The 17,929-nt window shown below is 70.2% G+C and carries 17 protein-coding genes and 2 pseudogenes; 12 read left to right on the top strand and 7 right to left on the bottom strand.

From position 1 onward, the window contains the following. Positions 1–12 precede the first annotated feature (12 nt). Both AB0878_RS42070 and AB0878_RS42065 read left to right on the top strand, forming a co-directional pair. Complete coding sequence (locus AB0878_RS42070; protein ID WP_366587473.1) at positions 13–507, top strand: PaaI family thioesterase; 495 nt, start codon at positions 13–15, stop codon at positions 505–507. Positions 508–523: 16 nt separating this feature from the next. After that, positions 524–1,396 (top strand): LuxR C-terminal-related transcriptional regulator, encoded by an 873-nt coding sequence (locus tag AB0878_RS42065; protein ID WP_366587471.1) that lies wholly within the window; start codon positions 524–526, stop codon positions 1,394–1,396. A gap of 35 nt (positions 1,397–1,431) precedes the next feature. On the opposite strand, the gene AB0878_RS42060 is transcribed toward AB0878_RS42065, so the two are convergent. From AB0878_RS42060 to AB0878_RS42045, 4 genes and pseudogenes are all read right to left on the bottom strand, one after another. Beyond that, positions 1,432–2,094, bottom strand: coding sequence for an acetate uptake transporter (locus AB0878_RS42060; protein WP_366587469.1), 663 nt, complete (start codon positions 2,092–2,094; stop codon positions 1,432–1,434). Positions 2,095–2,177: 83 nt separating this feature from the next. Continuing rightward, a pseudogene (locus tag AB0878_RS42055) lies at positions 2,178–3,308 on the bottom strand (bifunctional 3,4-dihydroxy-2-butanone-4-phosphate synthase/GTP cyclohydrolase II); the annotation flags it as partial. After that, entirely contained in the window at positions 3,305–4,126 is an 822-nt protein-coding gene (locus AB0878_RS42050; protein WP_366587467.1) for an isocitrate lyase/phosphoenolpyruvate mutase family protein, read from the bottom strand. The pseudogene AB0878_RS42055 and the gene AB0878_RS42050, both read right to left, overlap by 4 nt. A 57-nt stretch (positions 4,127–4,183) precedes the next feature. Next, entirely contained in the window at positions 4,184–5,890 is a 1,707-nt protein-coding gene (locus tag AB0878_RS42045; protein WP_366587465.1) for an AMP-binding protein, read from the bottom strand. Between the two features lie 218 nt (positions 5,891–6,108). On the opposite strand from AB0878_RS42045, the gene AB0878_RS42040 reads away from it, so the two are divergent. From AB0878_RS42040 to AB0878_RS42025, 4 genes are all read left to right on the top strand, one after another. Continuing rightward, entirely contained in the window at positions 6,109–7,098 is a 990-nt protein-coding gene (locus AB0878_RS42040) for an MBL fold metallo-hydrolase (RefSeq protein WP_366587463.1), read from the top strand. Positions 7,099–7,664: 566 nt separating this feature from the next. Then, positions 7,665–8,891 carry an MFS transporter gene (locus tag AB0878_RS42035; RefSeq protein ID WP_366587460.1) on the top strand — a complete coding sequence of 409 codons (1,227 nt, stop codon included), beginning with the start codon at positions 7,665–7,667 and terminating at the stop codon, positions 8,889–8,891. Further along, positions 8,866–10,038: an acyl-CoA dehydrogenase family protein gene (locus AB0878_RS42030; RefSeq protein WP_366587458.1), complete on the top strand. Its 1,173-nt coding sequence runs from the start codon at positions 8,866–8,868 to the stop codon at positions 10,036–10,038. Before AB0878_RS42035 ends, AB0878_RS42030 begins: the two co-directional genes overlap by 26 nt. An 82-nt stretch (positions 10,039–10,120) precedes the next feature. Next, a complete protein-coding gene (locus AB0878_RS42025; protein WP_366587456.1) occupies positions 10,121–10,318 on the top strand; it encodes a hypothetical protein in 198 nt (65 codons plus the stop codon). An 8-nt stretch (positions 10,319–10,326) separates the two neighbouring features. On the opposite strand, the gene AB0878_RS42020 is transcribed toward AB0878_RS42025, so the two are convergent. Continuing rightward, positions 10,327–11,115 carry an AraC family transcriptional regulator gene (locus tag AB0878_RS42020; protein WP_366587454.1) on the bottom strand — a complete coding sequence of 263 codons (789 nt, stop codon included), beginning with the start codon at positions 11,113–11,115 and terminating at the stop codon, positions 10,327–10,329. A gap of 93 nt (positions 11,116–11,208) precedes the next feature. On the opposite strand from AB0878_RS42020, the gene AB0878_RS42015 reads away from it, so the two are divergent. Genes AB0878_RS42015 through AB0878_RS42000 form a run of 4 tightly spaced genes read left to right on the top strand, consistent with a single transcriptional unit; the run spans position 11,209 to position 14,244 of the window. Next, the gene (locus AB0878_RS42015) at positions 11,209–12,144 is read left to right on the top strand and encodes a DMT family transporter (protein WP_366587452.1); all 936 of its coding nucleotides are present in this window, start codon (positions 11,209–11,211) and stop codon (positions 12,142–12,144) included. Then, the gene (locus AB0878_RS42010; RefSeq protein ID WP_366587450.1) at positions 12,141–13,076 is read left to right on the top strand and encodes a patatin-like phospholipase family protein; all 936 of its coding nucleotides are present in this window, start codon (positions 12,141–12,143) and stop codon (positions 13,074–13,076) included. The genes AB0878_RS42015 and AB0878_RS42010 overlap by 4 nt, the downstream gene beginning before the upstream one ends. After that, positions 13,073–13,909 (top strand): PaaI family thioesterase, encoded by an 837-nt coding sequence (locus tag AB0878_RS42005; RefSeq protein WP_366587448.1) that lies wholly within the window; start codon positions 13,073–13,075, stop codon positions 13,907–13,909. Before AB0878_RS42010 ends, AB0878_RS42005 begins: the two co-directional genes overlap by 4 nt. A 56-nt stretch (positions 13,910–13,965) precedes the next feature. Beyond that, on the top strand, positions 13,966–14,244 hold the full coding sequence (locus tag AB0878_RS42000) for a hypothetical protein (RefSeq protein ID WP_366587446.1): 279 nt from the start codon (positions 13,966–13,968) through the stop codon (positions 14,242–14,244). Between the two features lie 78 nt (positions 14,245–14,322). On the opposite strand, the pseudogene AB0878_RS41995 reads toward AB0878_RS42000, so the two are convergent. Together AB0878_RS41995 and AB0878_RS41990 are read right to left on the bottom strand one after the other, a co-directional pair. After that, positions 14,323–14,538 (bottom strand): annotated as a pseudogene (locus AB0878_RS41995) (aldehyde dehydrogenase family protein); the annotation flags it as partial. A gap of 1,136 nt (positions 14,539–15,674) precedes the next feature. Continuing rightward, positions 15,675–16,547, bottom strand: a complete 873-nt coding sequence (locus AB0878_RS41990; RefSeq protein ID WP_366587443.1) for an alpha/beta fold hydrolase — start codon at positions 16,545–16,547, stop codon at positions 15,675–15,677. A gap of 93 nt (positions 16,548–16,640) precedes the next feature. Between AB0878_RS41990 and AB0878_RS41985 the strand changes: the two genes are divergently transcribed. Further along, on the top strand, positions 16,641–17,141 hold the full coding sequence (locus AB0878_RS41985) for a CGNR zinc finger domain-containing protein (protein ID WP_366587441.1): 501 nt from the start codon (positions 16,641–16,643) through the stop codon (positions 17,139–17,141). 24 nt (positions 17,142–17,165) lie between these two features. After that, a complete protein-coding gene (locus AB0878_RS41980) occupies positions 17,166–17,921 on the top strand; it encodes a helix-turn-helix transcriptional regulator (protein WP_366587439.1) in 756 nt (251 codons plus the stop codon). Positions 17,922–17,929 lie beyond the last annotated feature (8 nt).

The raw sequence follows: 17,929 nt of genomic DNA, 5'->3' as shown, positions 1-17,929 counted from the left end.
TACGATCCCGCCATGGAAGGCACTCGGACATACAGCTGGGTGGACCCCCAGGAGATGGCCAAACTCAGCCGCGAGATGGACGGGCTCGAGTTCAGCCGGCACCTGCTCGACGCCGGCGAGGCCGGGATCATGCCGATCGCCGCGACCCTGGGCTTCCGGCTCGCCGAGATCGAGTCCGGCCACGCCGTGCTCGTGGGCGAGGTCGGCGAGCACCTCTACAACCCGATCGGCATCGTCCACGGCGGGGTCGCCGCGACGCTGCTCGACAGCGCCGCCGGCTACGCCGTGCAGACGACCGTGCCGGTCGGCAGCACATACACCACTTTGGACCTTTCGGTGCACTACCTGCGGCCGCTCACCGCGGACATCGGCACGCTCCGCGCCACCGGCCACGTGATCAACCGTGGCCGGCGGACCGCGCTGGCACACGCCGAGATCCGCGACGCGAAAGATCGGCTGCTCGCGCACGCGACGAGCTCGTGCATGGTGTTCACCACCGACGCGTGACGGTGACGAGGCGGACATGAACGGACCCGAGCTGCGCTCCCGTCGTCCACTGTGGCCCACCCCGACGGCCACAGTGGACGACGGGAGCGCGATCCGGCGCATCGTCGACGACCTGCTGCCCGAGCGGCTGGAGCGGCTGCGGAAGGTGACCGGCCTGCCGATCGCCCTCGGCGGCACCACGCGGCACGGCGCCGGCGGCCTGCACCTGGTGCTCGACCGGCTGATGGGCAACTCCGGCGATGCGTTGCGGGGGCTCGTCGTGCAGTCCGGGAAGGGGCTCGGCGGGTGCGTGCTGCGCAGCCGGACCCCGTTCCGGGTCAACGACTACGCGTCCACGATGGCGATCACCCACGAGTACGACGTCGTCGTGCGGCAGGAGGGGCTGACCTCGGTCTTCGCCGTACCCGTGCTGGTCCGGGGTGAGGTGCGCGGGGTGCTGTACGGCGCGGTCCGGGAAGGCAACCCGATCGGCGACCGGACCGTGCGCAGTGCCGTGGTGGTCGCCGAACAACTGCAGTCCGATGTAGAGGGACGATTGCGGCGCGATCCCGGTCATGCGGCCGTCCGCTCGCGGGGTGCGCTCGCCGAGCTCGCGGCACTCATCCGAGACACGAGCGATCCGCAGCTGCGGGCGCGGCTGGAGCGGATCCAGGCGGACCTGACGGGTGAGCCGGCGCGGGCCGAGGTCGCGGCGTCGGCTTCGCTCGCGCCCCGCGAGATCGACGTGCTGCGGCTGGCGGAGGTGGGGGCCAGCAACCTGGAGATCGCCGCCCGGCTGGGGCTGAGCCTGGAAACCGTCAAGGCCTACCTCCGATCGGCGATGCGCAAGCTGGAAGTCCACAACCGGACTGCCGCCGCTCATCAGGCGCGGCTGAACGGACTGTTGTGAAGGGACGGGGCCACGGCAGCCGTGGCCCCGTCCGGCTAGCCGAGCTTGAAGACCGGCAGCACCGGCCGGCCGTAGGTCGCGGTCATGATGTCGGCCGTTCCCCGGTAGAGCCCGAGGACCGCGAACACCACCGTGACGTACCCGGAAGCGTGCACGAAGTCCTTCGCTCCACTGTGGATGCCGATCATGAGGAGCACCAGCGCCGCCAGCAGCAGCACCAGCACGCTGACGAGCACCGCGTCCGTCCGCAGGGCCGAGACGAGGAAGACGAACGTGAGCACGGCGAACATCGCGAGGAACACCGTGAGCCCGCTCGACACCGCCGCCGCGGGGTCGACGTTCGCCTTGGTCGCCGCTTCGACGACCTTTTCCTCGAACGTCGTCTGGATGAAGCCGTAGATCACCCAGAACGGCCCGAAGCTGCCGAACACGACGGCGCCGAACACGTTGCCGCGCACCACTTCGAGCACGGCGACGATGATCTGGATCGCGCCGCCGAAGAAGAACGCCACCGGGATCACGAGGGCGGCGCCGGCGGGGTTGACGAAGTTTCCGTTGTAGAGGCCGAGCATGAGCGACGTGGCGGAAAACGCCAGGATCGCCCACACACCAGGATCGGCGATCGGGACCGTCCGTTCGGCCGGTTTGTCGAAGGTTTGTTCGTGGACAAGAGATTCGTGCTGAACAACACTGGTCATACGAGTTCTCCTTGGGGGGTGGCGACCAGTAAAGGTCGTGCGCGCCCGAGCGGCTACCCCCGGCCGGGGGTGACTTCGCCATAGGGAACCCTTGTGGTGACACGCAATCCGTAGCCCTCGAGGCCGACGCGTTTGCCCGGGTTGTCGGAGAGCAGGCGCATGCTGCGGATGCCGAGGTCGCGCAGGATCTGGGCGCCGGTCCCGTAATCCCGTGCGTCGGCCGCGACACCGTGGACGAGATTGGCGTCCACAGTGGCTTGATCGGCGTCCTGCAGTTGGTACACCTGGAGTTTGTGCAGCAATCCGACGCCGCGGCCGGCGTGGCCCCGCATGTACAGCACAACTCCACGGCCCTCGTCGGCTATCGCCTGCAAAGCCGCGCCCAGCTGTCTCGCGCAGTCGCAGCGCAGGGAGCCGAAGACGTCGCCGGTCAGGCACTCCGAGTGCACCCGCACCAGGATGTCCTCACCGTCGCCGATCTCGCCGTACACGAACGCGATGTGCTCGATGCCGTCCAGCAGACTGTCATACCCCACCGCGCGGAACGTGCCCGCCGCCAGCGGGATCCGGGCCTCGGCGACCCGCTCCACCTGCTTCTCGGTACGGCGACGGTAGGCGATCAGGTCAGCGATCGTGATCACCCGCAGGTCGTGATCGGCGGCGAACACCTCCAGCTCGTCACGCCGGGCCATGTCGCCCTCGTCCTTCTGCGACACGATCTCACACAGCACACCGGCGGGGTTGAGCCCGGCCATGCGGGCCAGGTCCACCGCGGCCTCGGTGTGCCCGGGACGCCGCAGCACACCACCCTCCTTCGCCCGCAGCGGCACCACATGGCCCGGGCGGCGGAAGTCCTTGGCCGAGGCGGCCGGATCGGCCAGCAACCGCATCGTGTGCGCCCGGTCCGCCGCCGAGATACCGGTGGTGATCCCCTCCGCCGCGTCGACCGTGACGCTGTACGCAGTCCCCCGCACGTCCTGGTTCGTGTGATACATCGGCGGCAGATCCAGCCGATCAGCCTCAGCCTCGGTCAACGCGACACACACATACCCCGAGGTGTAACGGACCATGAACGCCAGCAGCTCGGGCGTCGCCTTCTCGGCCGCGAAAATGAGGTCACCCTCGTTCTCCCGGTCCTCGTCATCGACGACCACCACGGCCTTGCCCGCCGCGATGTCCGCGACCGCCGCCTCGATCCCCTCGCGGCCGGTCACCCCTTGGCCTGGCGCAGCAGGCGGCGGAACCGGAACCGCGAGCCGCTCGTGGCCGCGGCGAGGTCACCACCGGCCAGGTCGATCGCGGCTTGATCGAGAACGGACATCACGTGTGCGTAAAGCGACGACCCGAGGCTGATCCGCTTCACACCGGCTTGGTGGAGTTCGGACACCGTCAGCGTCTTGTCCGCCGGCGACACCACGACGTTGACCGGCTTGGGCGCCACCGCCTGCACGATCTTCTCCACCGACGCGAGGTCGGGCGGGAGCGGCGCGAACAGCACGTCGGCGCCGGCTTCCGCGAAGGCGCTGAGGCGGCGGATGGTGTCGTCGAGGTCGTTGATGCCCTGGATGAAGTTGTCGGCGCGGGCCGTGACGACGATCCGCTGCCGCGCCGCCCCGACGGCGTGGCGGACGCGTTCCACGGACTCGTCGAACGGCCGGATCGGGTTCTCACCCGTCCCGGTCGTGTCCTCGACACCGATACCCGCCAGCCCGGCCTCGACCGCCGCCTCGACGGTGGCGGCCACGTCCTCGGCGGTCTCGCCGTAGCCGTCCTCGAAGTCGCCGTTGATCGGGAGCTCGGTGAGTCGCTTGAGGAGCTTCGCGTGGTCGAGGTGTTCTTCGCGGCTCACGGCGTGGCGGCCGTCGAACCGGCCCAGCGTCGCGGCGAACGCGGCCGAGCTGGTGCCGATCGCCTCGAAGCCGGCGTCGGCCATGAGCAGGGCGGAGAGGCCGTCCCAGGCGTTGGGCATGACGAGCCCCTCGGGGCGGGTGTGCAGCGAGAGGAAGTGTTCGTAGGTTTCGGAGCCAGGCATGGCGGCGGTCCTTCGGCGGTCGGGGTGCGGCGGTTCAGCGGCTGGGCGGGTCGCGGTTCAGCGGGTCAGGTCGGGGAACTGGTCGTCACGCCATTCGATGGTGGCCTCGGCGCCGAGTTCACGCGCCCGCAGCTCGACGCGGCGGATCTTGCCCGAGATCGTCTTGGGCAGATCGGCGAACTCGAGGCGGCGCACGCGTTGGTACGGGGCCAGGTTCTCCCGGGCGTAGCGCAGGATCGACAGCGCCGTCTCCTTGGTGGGCTCGTGTCCGGGCGCGAGCCCGATGTAGGCCTTCGGCACCGCGAGCCGGACGGGGTCGGGCGCGGGCACCACGGCCGCCTCGGCGACGGCCGGGTGTTCGATGAGCACCGACTCGAGTTCGAACGGGCTGATCTTGTAGTCGCTGGCCTTGAAGACGTCATCGGTGCGGCCGATGTAGGTGAGGTAGCCGTCCTCGTCGATCGAGGCGACGTCGCCGGTGTGGTAGTAGCCGCCGGCCATGGCCTCGGCGGTGCGTTCGTCGTCGGCGAGGTAGCCGGTCATCAACGTCAGCGGGCGTTGTGCCAGGTCGAGGCAGATTTCGCCCTCGCCCGGACCTTGCACGACTTTGCCGCTCGCGGGTTCGACCAGCACGACCGGGACGCCCGGCAGCGGGCGGCCCATCGAACCCGGCTTGACGTCGGATTCGGGGGTGTTGCCGACCTGGGCGGTGGTCTCGGTCTGGCCGAAGCCGTCGCGGATGGTGATGCCCCACGCCGCGCGGACGCGTTCGATCACCTCGGGGTTGAGCGGTTCGCCCGCGCCGATCGCCTCACGCAGGCCCGCCGGGCGGTCCCCGAGGTCGGTGTTGATCAGCATGCGCCAGACGGTGGGCGGCGCACAGAACGTTGTCACTTTTCGCACACGCAGCTGGTTCAGGAGCGCGGCGGCGTCGAAGCGGCGGTAGTTGTAGACGAAGATCGTCGCCTCGGCGATCCACGGGGCGAAGAAGCAGGACCACGCGTGTTTCGCCCAGCCCGGCGACGAGATGTTGAGGTGGACGTCGCCCGGCCACAGGCCCAGCCAGTACATCGTCGCGAGGTGCCCGACCGGGTAGGAGACCTGGGTGTGCTCCACGAGCTTGGGCCGTGTCGTGGTGCCGGAGGTGAAGTACAGCAGCAGCGGGTCGCCGGGCGCGGTGCCGGGGTGCTCGACGGGGGTGTGCGGCAGGTCGGCGGCCTCGTTGAGATCGGCCCACTTGTCAGCCGGCCCCACGCTGATCCGTGTGTAGTCGCCGGGAACGTCGGCGAACTTGGGGGTGTCGGCGGCGTTGCAGATCACCTGCCGGGGCTCGCCTCGGGCGATGCGGTCGGTGAGATCGGCGGGCCCGAGCGCGGTCGTCGTCGGCATGATCACGCCGCCGAGCTTCATGATCGCGAGCATGCTTTCCCAAAGCTCGACCTGGTTGCCCAGCATCAGCAGCACGCGGTGTCCTTTGCGGACTCCCCGGCTTCGCAGCCACGCTGCCAGCCGATCGGACGCGCGGGACAGTTCGCCGAACGTTCTGCGCGTCTCCGAACCGTCTTCCTCGACGATGACGAGGGCGGGGCGGTCGTTGTCCGCGTTGTCACGGGCGACGGCGTCGAACCAGTCGACGGCCCAGTTGAACCGCTTGCCCAGCTCGGGCCAGCGGAACTCCTCGGCCGCGCGGACGTGCTTGCCGCGCAACGCCAGCAGCTGGTCGCGGCTCGCCTTGTAGGCCCGGTGTGCGTCGCTCGTGCTCAACGGCGATCCTTCCTTCGGCGGGATACCGCGACTATGCGTTTTCCGGCCGGTCCGTCGCTACCCTTGAACGGGGGTAACCGCGTTGATCGCCGGTTTTCCTTTTGCGACAATGACTTCCGTGCCGCACGGCGTTCGGAGCTCCGCTCCCGCGCGCGTGCGCGCGTGACTCTCGTTCCACAGTGGACTCTCACTGCCTGGCGACCTCCGGAGGAGGACCCGTGCCGTTCGACACCGACCGATTGCCGTCGTGGCTGGTCTGGCAGCAGCGCCCGTTCCCCGACGCGAACCTGCTCCTGCTGCCCGGCCGGCAGCCGGCCCTCGTGGACAGCGGCTTCGTCGGGCACGCGGAGGAGACGGCCTCGTGGGTCCGCGCGCACACCGCGTCGCTGAGCCTGGTCGTGAACACCCACTGGCACTGCGACCACGTCGGCGGCAACGCCCTGCTGCAGCGCAACGGCGCCGGCATCGCCGCCAGCGCGCGCGACGCACTCGCCGTCGCCCGCCGCGACCCCGGTTGCTGCCAGATGGAGTACCTCGACCAGCCCGTCCCGCCCTACTCCGTCGACGAACTGCTCGACGACGGACAGGTGCTGTTACTCGGCGACACCGAGTGGGAGGTGATCCGAACACCCGGTCACACCCCGGGCCACCTCGCCCTCTGGCATCCCGACGAACGCCTCCTCGCCGTCGGCGACGCCCTGTCCGACTACGACGTCGGCTGGGTGAACCTCGCCCTCGACGGTCCGGACGCCACCACCACCGCGCTCGATTCCGTACACCACCTGATCGATCTCGACCCCCGCGTGCTCCTTCCCGCACACGGCCCCATCCCCGCCGACACGGGCGCCGCCCTCGCCAACGCCGCGCGCCGCGCCCAGCGCCTCGTCGACGACCCCGACGGCGCCGTCTGGTACGGCGCCCGCCGCGTCTTCGCCTACGCCCTCATGATCCGCGACGGTATTCCCACCGATGCGGTCGAGCCCTACCTCCACGCCCGCGCCTGGCTCAAGGACGCGGCCTGGCTGCTGCGCCGCTCCCCCGAGTCCCTCGCCACGGACCTCATCACCACCATGCTCACTGCCGGCTCCATCGTCTCGCGCAACGGCAAACTCCACGCCGCCGCAGAACACACCCCCGTCCCGCCCTCCTCGCTGCGCCAACCCCCACCCTCAACCTGGCCGGCCGTCGACGCCGCCCACCTGCCATGACTCCGCCCACTCCGAACACCGCCTCCCCACCCCTGCGCCCGGTGGTCGTGACCTCGCGACCACCACGCAAATCCTTCGTCCGGCAGCCGACCACGGGCCATCTCGACCACCACGGCACCACCCGATTCCAAAACCCGCGCCGCACCAAAGCCGCCCCGCCGAAACCCGCGCCAGCCACCGAAGAAGCCCACTGCCCTCACACCCCGGTCACCGCAACAAACCCCGTCTGCGACCTGGCCGCGAACCATCTCGAACAACATCGACCTGACCAGTTCCCACGACCGCGGCGCAGCACGCGCCGGCCCACCCCGATGTTGCGCCGAAAATCTCACCACCCGCCGTCGAACCCCGCGGCTCTCACATCCCCAACACCACAACAAAACCTGCCCAGAAATCAGCCGCAAACCGTCCCGGGGCAACACCAAACCGACCCGTTCCCAACACCACGCCGCAGCGCACAGCCCGCGCACCCCAACCACCCCACCGAAACCCTCACCAACCACCGAAGACCCCCACCACCCCCACATCCCCATCACCACACCGGAAATCTCGCCTAGGAGTTGAACGTGCACGAGTCCCCACACAGTCGGGTCGCCTGGGTGCGGGCGGCGGCCGCGTTGTTCGGCGTTGCGTGGGGAGCGAACCACTTCACGCCGCTGTTGCTGGTCTACCGCGGTGAGCTCGGGTTGCCGGAGTCGGCGGTGACGAGCATCTTCGGCATCTACGCCGTCGGCCTGGTGCCGGCGCTGATCTTCAGCGGGCGGGCGGCGGACCGGTATGGGCGGCGCGCCGTGTTGCGGCCGGCGATGCTCGTCTCGGTGCTGGCCACGCTCGTGCTGATGCTCGGCCCGGTGTGGTGGCCTTCGCTGTACGTGGGGCGGTTCCTGGCGGGCGTCGCGTCCGGCGCGGCGTACAGCGCGGGCACGGCGTGGGTGACGGAGCTGTCCTCGCCCGGCCGCGGGGCCCGGCGCTCGGCCGCCGCGTTGTCGCTGGGGTTCGGGATCGGGCCGTTGCTGGCCGGCGCGCTCGCGCAGTGGCTGCCGTGGCCGGTGGAGCTGCCGTACGTCGTGCACCTGGCGCTGATGGCCGGAGTGCTGGTGCTCGCGTGGCGGGTGCCGGAAACCGCGCCGGCGCTCGCGCGGGCCGAGCGTGTGCAGTGGCTGCCGCGGCCGGCGGTGTCGCGCCACTTCCTGCTCGGCGTGGTGCCGTGGGCGCCGTGGGTGTTCGGGACGGTCGCGATCAGCATCGCGACGCTGCCCGCGCTGCTCCCCAGCCACACGGCGAGCTCGATCAGCACACCCGTCGCGTTCAGTGGCCTGGTCGGCGGCCTGACGCTGCCGCTCGGCGCGCTCGTCCAGCCGATCGCGCGCCGCCTCGCGCACGCCGGGCACCTGCACGCCCCCGTCGCCGGCCTGCTCGTCACCGCACTCGGCCTGGCCGGCACCGCGCTCGTCGCGTGGCACCCGGCCACCCCGCTCGTCCTCGTGACGGCCGTGGTCCTCGGCACCGGCTACGGCATCCTCGTGGTCACCGGACTGGACAAAGTGGAACGCATGGCCGAGCAACACGAGTTCGCCGGACTCGTCAGCATCTTCTACGCACTGGCCTACCTCGGGTTCGCCGCGCCGTACCTGCTCGCCGCGCTCGCCGGCGGCGCCTCCTACGCGCTGTGGCTCGTGATCGCCGCGCTGGCCACGCTCGCCACCATCCCCCTCATGATGCTCGGCGGTCAGCCCTTGACCCTCCCCTCGGCAGATGGAGACCGACATGAACCAGCCGTTCGCGAACCCTGACTTCGACGCCTTCCGGATGTCCGAAGAACACCACGAACTGCGCGCAACCGTACGTTCCCTGTGCGAAAAACAAATCGCTCCCCACGCCGCCGACGTCGACGAGAACTCGCGCTTCCCCGAAGAAGCCCGCGCGGCGCTGACGGCCGCCGGGTTCCACGCGGTCCACGTCCCCGAGCAGTACGGCGGCGAAGGCGCGGGCGGCCTGGCCGCCTGCCTCGTGATCGAGGAGGTCGCGCGGGTGTGCGTGAGCTCGTCGCTGATCCCGGCGGTCAACAAGCTGGGCAGCATGCCCGTGCTGCTCTCGGCGTCGGAAGACCTCAAGAAGCAGGTCCTGCCGACGTTGGCAAACGGACAGGCCTTGTTCGCCTACGGACTTTCCGAGCGGGAATCCGGCTCGGACGCCGTCGCCATGAAAACCAGGGCCCGGCTCGACGGCGACCACTGGGTCCTCAACGGCGCCAAAGCCTGGATCAGCAACTCCGGCGTGGCCACCTGGTACACCGTGTTCGCCGTGACCGACCCCGGCCAGGGCGCGGCCGGCATCTCGGCCTTCGTGGTCCACGCCGACGACCCGGGCTTCGAGGTCGGCGCGAAGGAACGCAAGCTCGGCATCAAGGGCTCCCCGACGTGCGAGCTCTACTTCACCGACTGCACCATCCCGGCCGACCGCATCGTCGGCGAACCGGGCACGGGCTTCAAGACCGCGATGCGCACGTTCGACCACACCCGGCCCACCATCGGCGCCCAGGCGGTGGGAATCGCACAGGGCGCGCTCGATGCCGCACGCAGGTATGTCAAAGAACGCACACAGTTCGGCAAGACGATCGCCGAGTTCCAGGGCGTGCAGTTCATGATCGCCGACATGGCCATGAAGATCGAGGCCGCCCGCAGCCTCGTGTACCTGGCCGCCGCGAAGGTCGAACGCGGCGAGCCGGACAAGACCTTCTTCGCCAGCAGCGCGAAGTGTTTCGCCTCCGACGTGGCCATGCAGGTGACCACCGACGCCGTCCAGCTGTTCGGCGGCGCCGGCTACACCCGCGACTTCCCGGTCGAACGCATGATGCGCGACGCGAAGATCACGCAGATCTACGAAGGCACCAACCAGATCCAGCGAATGGTGATGGCGCGTGCCCTGCTCAAAGGTTGACTTCCGCACACGCCGTTGCGAGACGGCGAACACCTTCTGTGATTTCCTGCGCACCCGAGGCGTCGGCAAACCCCAGCCGCAGGTGCGGAGCCGGTGCCTCGGCGGCGAAGTACCCCCGGCCGGGCTCGCCACCCGTGAAGGCATCTTCGCCGGTTTCTCCGCCGGCGCCAACGTCGCCGCAGCCCTCAAGCTCCTGCGGCACGAGCTCGCCGGCGCCACGGTCGCCGTCGTCATCCCCGACTCGGGCCTGAAGTACCTGTCGACGGACCTGTGGGAGTAGCCGTGGCCTCATCGCCGTCCGGCGAACCGCGCCGGGCTCACGCCCAGCATGCGCTTGAAGTGCCTGGTCAGGTGCGACTGGTCGTAGAAGCCGACCTCGGTGGCGACCGCGGCGGCCGGGACACCGGCCAGCAGCAAGCGCCGCGCCAGCTCCACGCGGCGGCCGGTGAGGTACAGGTGCGGCGGCAGCGAAAACCGCCGTGTGAACGCGCGGATCAGGTGCGTCGGGTCCGCGTGCAGCAGGCGCGCCGCCTCGTCGAGCGGCAGCCCGGCGACGATCCGCGAGTCCAGCAGGTCGCGCAGGTCGTCGGCCAGCCCGCGGTCGGGCTCGCGGCGGATCACGTCGTGGCGCAGGTGTGTGCCGAGGCGTTCGAAAATGAACGCGAGCCGGCTCTGCGCCTCGAACTCGTCGCCCGGTGCGGCGAGCGTGTCGTGCAGCCGGCTGATCCGGTCCGCCAGCTTCGGGTCCGGCAGGTTCGGCTGGTCGGTCGCCGGGCCGATCAGGCGGGCGTCGAGTGCGTCCTCGGGCAGGTACAGCACGCGCTTGCGGAACCCGTGCGGCGCCGCGGTGCGGCCGTTGTGCGGCACGTGCGGCGGCAGGAGCACGACCTGCGAACGCAGGGTGCCGTGCTCGTGGCGGTCGAGGTCGTACTGGAGCACGCCGTCGTCGAGGATCAGCAACGTCCACACGGTGTGCGTGTGCACGGGGTAGGCGTGCCGCACGAAGTGCGCGTGGAACACCTCGCTGATGCCGGGAACGCCGGGGCTCCAGGCGGTGATCTCGGACTCGCCTGCCATGCAAGGAACGTACAAGAAATCCGCGCGCGGGGCGGCGAGGATCGGTGTGATCCCCAGCCTTTTCCCGTACCCGGAACGAAGTGGACCGAACTCATGCCCGAACAACGCGACGGTGGCGTCGCTCCGTACTCCTACCTGCTCATCACGATGGTGTTGTTCGGGGCGGCGTTCACCAGCTCGAAGGTCGTGGTGGGCGAGCTGCCGCACGACGTCGCCGCCTGCCTGCGGTTCGGGGCGGGCGCGGTGATTCTCGTGGTGTTGCTGTGCGTGCGCCCGGGTTCGGCGCGCTTTTCCTGGCGTGACCTGGTGCGAGCCGGGCTGGTCGGGCTCGTCGGGGTGTTCGCGTACAACTTCTTTTTCTTCTGGGGGCTTTCCCTCGCCCCCGCGATCGACGGCAGCATCATCGTGCCCGTGCTCAGTCCCGTGCTGACCACGCTGTACTTCCTGGTGACCGGTAAGGAATCGGCGTCCGGTGCGCGCATCGCCGGGCTGGTGCTGGGGATCGCGGGCTCGGTGGTGTTCTTCCTCGGCGTCGGCGGGGGTGGTGCGGGGTTCAGCGGAACCCGCCTCGCCGGCGACTTCGTCTACCTGGCGGGCGCGGCGTGCTGGGCCGCGTACAGCATCGCGTCGAAGAAGGTGCTGAGCGGCATGGAACCGTTGCGGGCCACGACGTATGCGACGGGTGTGGGCGCGTTGGCGTTGGTGCTTGTCGCAATTCCCTCATTTTCTGGTACTGAATGGACATCGGTGTCCACGCTCACGTGGGGGAACCTCGTGTTCCTCGCGATCGGACCGACGGCGATCGCGTACCTGTTCTACTACCGGGGGTTGCGGGCCGTCAGCCCGGTGACCGCGACGATCACCATGTTCGCGGTGCCGGTGTTCGGCACTGTGACTTCCGTGGTGTTCCTCGGTGAGTCGTTCACCGCCGTGCAGGTCGCGGGTGCGGTGATCACCGTCGTGGGGGCGCTGCTCGCCGTCACTCAGGGGAAATTTCTCACATCCGAACGAAAGAAGGTTCACCGGTGACCGAAGCCGTCGTGGAGTTGCTGCGAGAACGCCGGCGCAGCGGGAGCACCCCCGGAAACCGCGGCGACGACGCTCGCCTGGTGCTGCTCATCGAGGGCGGGAGCTCTCGAGGTGCGTATTCGAGCGGCATGACGATCGCCATCGAACAACTCGGATTGCTGCCGCTGTTCGACGCCGTCTACGGGAGCTCCGCCGGCGCGCTCAACGGCGCGTGGCTGCTGTGCGGACGTGCGGAAAGCACCCAGCACGCGTGGTGGGACCCGATGATCATGGGCCGGACGATCAACCCGAAGCGCCTCCTGAGCCGGCGGCCGGTGGTGGACACGGAGTTTCTCGTCCACACGCTCTACACCGAGGTCGTCCCGATGGGGTTCCGGGAGATCCTCGACAACCCCGTCGAGTTCCACCCCACCGCCACCGACGCGATGACCGGCGAGTCCGCCGACCTGCACGAGCACCTCCACGACCAGGCCGGCTTGCAGGCCGCCCTGCGCGCGTCGACCGCCATGCCCCTGCTCGCGGGCGAACCGATCGAGATCGCCGGCCGACACTTCGTCGACGCCGGCGTGAGCGAATCCGTTCCCATCCGAACAGCGCTTGCGCAGAAAGCGACACACCTCGTCGCCTTCCGCACCCGACGTTCCGACGAGACCACTGCGACCGCTCCCTCCCGCGGCGAACGCCTCGTCGCGACCCGCTGGTTCGCCCGCCACGCACCGGGCGCCCTCGAACCCTGGCTCGCCCGCGCAACCCTCAGATCCGAAGAGGAACGCCTGCTGGCCACGCACCCCGCGACCCTGCAGATCCGCCCGCCCCTCGGCAGCCCCCACATCGGCCGCACCGAGCGCCGCCCGCACCTCATGCGCGCCGCCGTGGACACGGGCCTCCACGCGGCGCTGAACGCGCTCGCCGCGGTGAAGGAAACCCCATGACCGACAGCACCACGCCCGCCAACACCACCGAGTCGCCCGACCGCGTCCGCAGCGCCACCACCGAACCCGCCGAGCGGGCGTGCGCCACCACCGAGCACAAACGCACCTCAGCCGCGGCCACGACGACAGAGCCCGCAGCGCGGGTGCGCACCGTGGCCAGCGACCACACACCCACCGCCAAAACCGAGTCCGCCGAGCACAAACACACCACCACCCCGGAGCCCGCCGAGCGGATGCACACCACCACCACCAAATCCGCCAAGCCCGCCGCCACCACCGCGCCAGCCGAGCGCACACGCATCGCAGAGCCCGCCAAGCTCGCCGCCGGCACCGAACCCGCCGAGCGGGTCCGCACCGTTTCCTGGGCCGATCACCTCGCGTTCGCCAGTGCGGCGGCCGAGCTCAGCGGCCTGGAGTTCCTGCGGGCCATGGCGCGCGGCGACATCCCATCCGCGCCGATGATGGACCTCGTCGGCCTTCGGTTGGTGTCGGCGTCGCCTGGTGAGACCGTTTTCCGCCTCACACCGGGCGAGTACCACTACAATCCGATGTGGACCGTCCACGGTGGCCTCTACGCCACGATGCTCGATTCGGCGGCCGCGTGCGCCGTGCACACGACCCTCCCGCTCGGCAGCGGGTTCAGCACTCTGGACCTTTCCGTCCGTTTTCTCAAGGCCATCCGCATCGACACAGGGCCGATCACCGCCACCGGCCGCGCGCTCCACTCGGGGTCCCAGGTCGTCCTGGCCGAAGCGCGCCTCGAGGACACCGCGGGCACGCTCCTGGCCACCGCGACGGCGAACTGCTTCGTGTCCCGTGCGCCTGGAACGTAACGAAGGAGACGAATGCCGCGATCGAGTGATCGACCCGCGGATCCGAGGAGCAGTCTGTGTCAGCACGTGCCATCGTCGCCATCACCAGCGTTGCGGCTCTCATCGTCGGGGTGTTCCTCACGTTCCGCGGCATGATCGGAGGCCCGGACTTCGTGACCCCGTCCGGCGAGGCGTGTGACCCCGCGATCGCTTGGCAGGACTACACCCTCGACGACTGCTTCCCCGTGGAACGGCACAGCCCGGTCGTCGCCCTTGTCCTCGCGCACCTGGGGCTCCTCGGGCTGATCCACGCGCGCTTGGTCATGACGCGCAAGAAGAAGCTCGGCGCGCGCTGACACGGCCCAGGACGGCGACCTCCGCGGCGATCGGGTCGGCGAAGCTCGCGCCGCCTTCGCCGGCCTCGGGGGACATGGTCAGCACGGGAAGATCCGGCGTGCACGGTGGACGGAGATCCACTTCAGCGTGGTGAACTCGGTGAGGCTCCACTCGCCGTTGAGGCGGCCCGGACGTTTCTCGCCACCGAATGCCCCGATGGGTTCGTCGTGGATGGTGGCGTCGTTGACGTGGACCATGCCGGTCTCGATGCGCCGCCGACGGCGTCCAGATCTCATCGAACGGCTACGGATGCCGGTCCCGAGGGCGGAGTGACCACCCGGACAGACATCACTGGCCGTTCAGTCCGGTTTCGGGGCAAATCGCCCGGACGGGCGCACACTGTGACCCGCGGAGCAGCCGCTCTCCCTCCCCCGCTGCTCCGCCCCCTCGCCGGCAGGTGGTGACGGAGTCCCCCGAAACCCGTCACCGCCTGCTTCCCCACCGCCCATCGAAAGTCGTGGTCTGCCCCACTAGCCAAACCAAAAGGGGAGCGACTTGTGACACCGCTTGATGCACAACGCGCAGCGATCCTGCGCCGCGACGACTTGGTCACCGTCGGCCGGGTCCGGGCCCGCGGCCGTGTGGCGGTGCATTTCGGTGGACCGCGCGTGCCAGGTGCAGTTGCCCGCCGACGTCGCGGGCACCCGTCGCATCACGGCGGACGAGAAAGCGACCCTGGCCCCACCTCCGGTTCGGCAGAGTTGATACGGCACGCCACTGCCTCAACAACGTAAGTAAAGGCTTCAACACACAAGATCGACACGGGCCGGCGGCCGGAGCGCGGGCTCCGGGCGCCGGCCCGCCGGCGCCACGCGCCCTGCGCAACGGGGGTGGCGTCGCGGAAGGGCAGGCCGCCCGGAGGAAAGCCGGTAGTGGCGGGAGACGCGGCGCCGACCCGCCGCGGCCACGCGCGTTACGCGACGGGGATGGCGTCGCACAAGGGTCAGGCCGCCCGAAGGAAAGCCGGCAATGGCGCGAGAACGAACACCGGCCCGCCGCGCCCACAGGCCCCTGCGCGACGAGGATGGCGCCGCGCAGGGCCGGGCCGCCCGGACGAAAGCCGGTAGTGGTGGAAGACCCGGCGCCGACCCGCCGCGGCGGCAGGCCCCGCGCGGCGGGGATGGCGTCGCACAAGGGTCAGGCCGCCCGAAGGAAAGCCGGCAATGGCGGGAGAACGAACACCGGCCCGCCGCGCCCACAGGCCCCGCGCGCCGGGGATGGCGTCGCGCAGGGGCGGGCCGCCCGGACGAAAGCCGGTAGTGGTGGAAGACCCGGCGCCGACCCGCCGCGGCGGCAGGCCCCGCGCGGCGGGGATGGCGTCGCACAAGGGTCAGGCCGCCCGAAGGAAAGCCGGTGGTGGCGGAAGAACGGGCACCACCGCGACCAAAGCTCAGTGCGGCGAAGGCACGCGGCCCAGGAAGTCGCGGATGTGGGCGGCGACCTCGGCGCCGGCGGTTTCCAGGAGGAAGTGGCCGCCGTCGAGGAGGTGGATTTCGGCGGTGGGCACGTCGGTGGTGAAGGCGGTGGCGCCGTCCGGGCCGAAGATCGGGTCGTTCTTGCCCCAGACCGCGAGGACGGGCGGCTGGGTCTTGCGCAGGTACTCGTGCAGGGCGGGGTACAGCGGCGGGTTGGTGGCGTAGTCGCGGAAGAGCGCGAGCTGGATCTCGTCGTTGCCCGGGCGTGAAAGCAGGGCGAAGTCATGGTTCCAGGTGTCGGGGCTGACGAGGGTTTCGTCGGGGACGCCGGTGAGGTACTGCCACTTCGTCAGCTCGAGGCTGAGCGCGCTGCGGATGCCGGCCTCGGTTTCGGCGTTCTGCTCGGCCTGGTAGTCCCACACGACCTTCCAGAACCCCTCGACGAAACCGGCGTCGTAGCCGTTGCCGTTCTGCGTGACGATCGCGGTGATGGCGTCGGGGTTCGCGAGCGCGAGGCGCCAGCCGATGGGGGCGCCGTAGTCCTGCACGTAGATCGCGTAGCGGGTGATGTCGAGCTGACGCAGCAGGCCGGCCGTGAGGTCCGTCAGCGCCTCGAAGGTGTAGTCGAACTCGTCGGCCGAAGGCGCGTCGGACAGGCCGAAACCGAGGTGGTCGGGCGCGATCACGTGGTAGCGGTCGGCCAGCGCCGGGATCAGGTTCCGGAACATGAACGAGCTGGTCGGGAAGCCGTGCAGCAGCACGAGCACGGGGGCGTCGGCGGGCCCGGCCTCGCGGTAGAAGAGCTGCCGGCCGTCGACGGTGGCGTAGCGGTGGTGGACTGCGGCCATGAGTTCTAACTCCTCACGAGTTGTTTGATGGTTAGTACTCAAACAGGGCGTGCCTAACTTGTCAACCCCGAGTTTGCCGGTTATCCTGGAGTCGTGACCGACGAGAAGCTGCTGCTCGACCTGCTGAACACCACTCCGGTGCTCGACGGGACGCCTCAAGACGAGCTCGCCGACGCCGAGCTGGGCCGCGAGTGGCTCGCCGCCCACGGCCAGCCGACGTCCGCGCAGGAGTGGCGCGCGCTGGTCGACGTGCGCGCGGCGTTGCAGGACGTCGTGCGCGGCGACGCGGGGCCCGAGGCGCTGGCCCCGTTCGTCGACGGCCTCAGCTACCGCGCCGTCTTCGACGACGGCGGGATCAAGTGGGACCTCGACACCGCCTCCGGGCGCGCGGCCGCCTCGCGCGCGGTGCTGGCCTGGGACACGCTGCGCCACGCGAGCCCCGGCCGGCTGCGGCCGTGCGCGAACCCGGAGTGCCGGCTGTTCCTCATCGACCACAGCAAGCCGAACACCGCCCGCTGGTGCTCGATGGCCGTGTGCGGCAACCGCATGAAGGCCCGCCGCCACTACCAGCGCACCCGCCAGGCCGGCGCGTGACCGGCCACCGGGCGGGTGCCGACCATGGGTGACGACGACATCGGGCGCCCGGTTGCGCGCAAACTTCAGCAGGGGCGCGCCGACCGCGGGCTCACTCTCACTCGCCTCGCGGAGCTCACGGGGATCGCCCAGCTGTCGCGCCTCGAGCGCAGGGAACCGCGGCCCTCGATCGGCAGCCCGCAGGTCGCGCGCACGGACGGCGCCTCAATCGGCAGCCTCCCGCAGCTCGCGCCCACGGACGGCGCCTCAATCGGCAGCCCCCTGCAGATCGCGCCCACGGACGCCATCTCGATCGGCAGCCCCCTGCAGCTCGCGCGGACGTACGGCACCTCAATCGGCAAGCTCGTGGCCGACCAGCCCGGCGAGGAATACCACCTGGTGCGCGCCGGACAGGGCGTGGCGCACGAAAACGCCGAGGGACGCGACGAAGTGCTCAGCGGGCCGCGCGCCACGATCGCGGTGGTCAGGCTCGAGCTGGTGCCCGGCACCGAAACCGGCGCCGTGCACCACGCCGGCGAGAGAAGGCGCCACGTCCGCGACGGCGCGCGCTCCAGGGCGCCGAGGAGATGGCGCTCAAGTCCCGCGGCTCCATCCGGTTCGGGCTCCGGCCGCACGCACCGGCTGCACAAGACGACGAGGAGATCGCGCTCAGGTCCGGCGGCCCCACCCAGTTCGACCTCCGGCCGCACGCACCGGCTGCACAACCCGTCCGCCCGTGCCACGCGGGTGGGCATCGCGTTCGTCGTCCACCATTCCGTGTGCGGTTCCGGACACCCCTGAGGAGGCAG

Origin of the sequence: Amycolatopsis sp. NPDC047767, assembly GCF_040704195.1 — a bacterium.
Taxonomy (GTDB): Bacteria; Actinomycetota; Actinomycetes; order Mycobacteriales; family Pseudonocardiaceae; genus Amycolatopsis.
This window is presented reverse-complemented; position numbering and strand designations above follow the sequence as displayed.

Coding starts and splice junctions, on each gene's coding strand:
- AB0878_RS42030 (WP_366587458.1), top strand. CDS start 8,866: ATGAACCAGCCGTTCGCGAACCCTGACTTCGACGCCTTCCGGATGTCC.
- AB0878_RS42020 (WP_366587454.1), bottom strand. CDS start 11,115: ATGGCAGGCGAGTCCGAGATCACCGCCTGGAGCCCCGGCGTTCCCGGC.
- AB0878_RS42065 (WP_366587471.1), top strand. CDS start 524: ATGAACGGACCCGAGCTGCGCTCCCGTCGTCCACTGTGGCCCACCCCG.
- AB0878_RS42070 (WP_366587473.1), top strand. CDS start 13: ATGGAAGGCACTCGGACATACAGCTGGGTGGACCCCCAGGAGATGGCC.
- AB0878_RS42050 (WP_366587467.1), bottom strand. CDS start 4,126: ATGCCTGGCTCCGAAACCTACGAACACTTCCTCTCGCTGCACACCCGC.
- AB0878_RS42060 (WP_366587469.1), bottom strand. CDS start 2,094: ATGACCAGTGTTGTTCAGCACGAATCTCTTGTCCACGAACAAACCTTC.
- AB0878_RS42005 (WP_366587448.1), top strand. CDS start 13,073: ATGACCGACAGCACCACGCCCGCCAACACCACCGAGTCGCCCGACCGC.
- AB0878_RS42015 (WP_366587452.1), top strand. CDS start 11,209: ATGCCCGAACAACGCGACGGTGGCGTCGCTCCGTACTCCTACCTGCTC.
- AB0878_RS41980 (WP_366587439.1), top strand. CDS start 17,166: ATGGGTGACGACGACATCGGGCGCCCGGTTGCGCGCAAACTTCAGCAG.
- AB0878_RS41990 (WP_366587443.1), bottom strand. CDS start 16,547: ATGGCCGCAGTCCACCACCGCTACGCCACCGTCGACGGCCGGCAGCTC.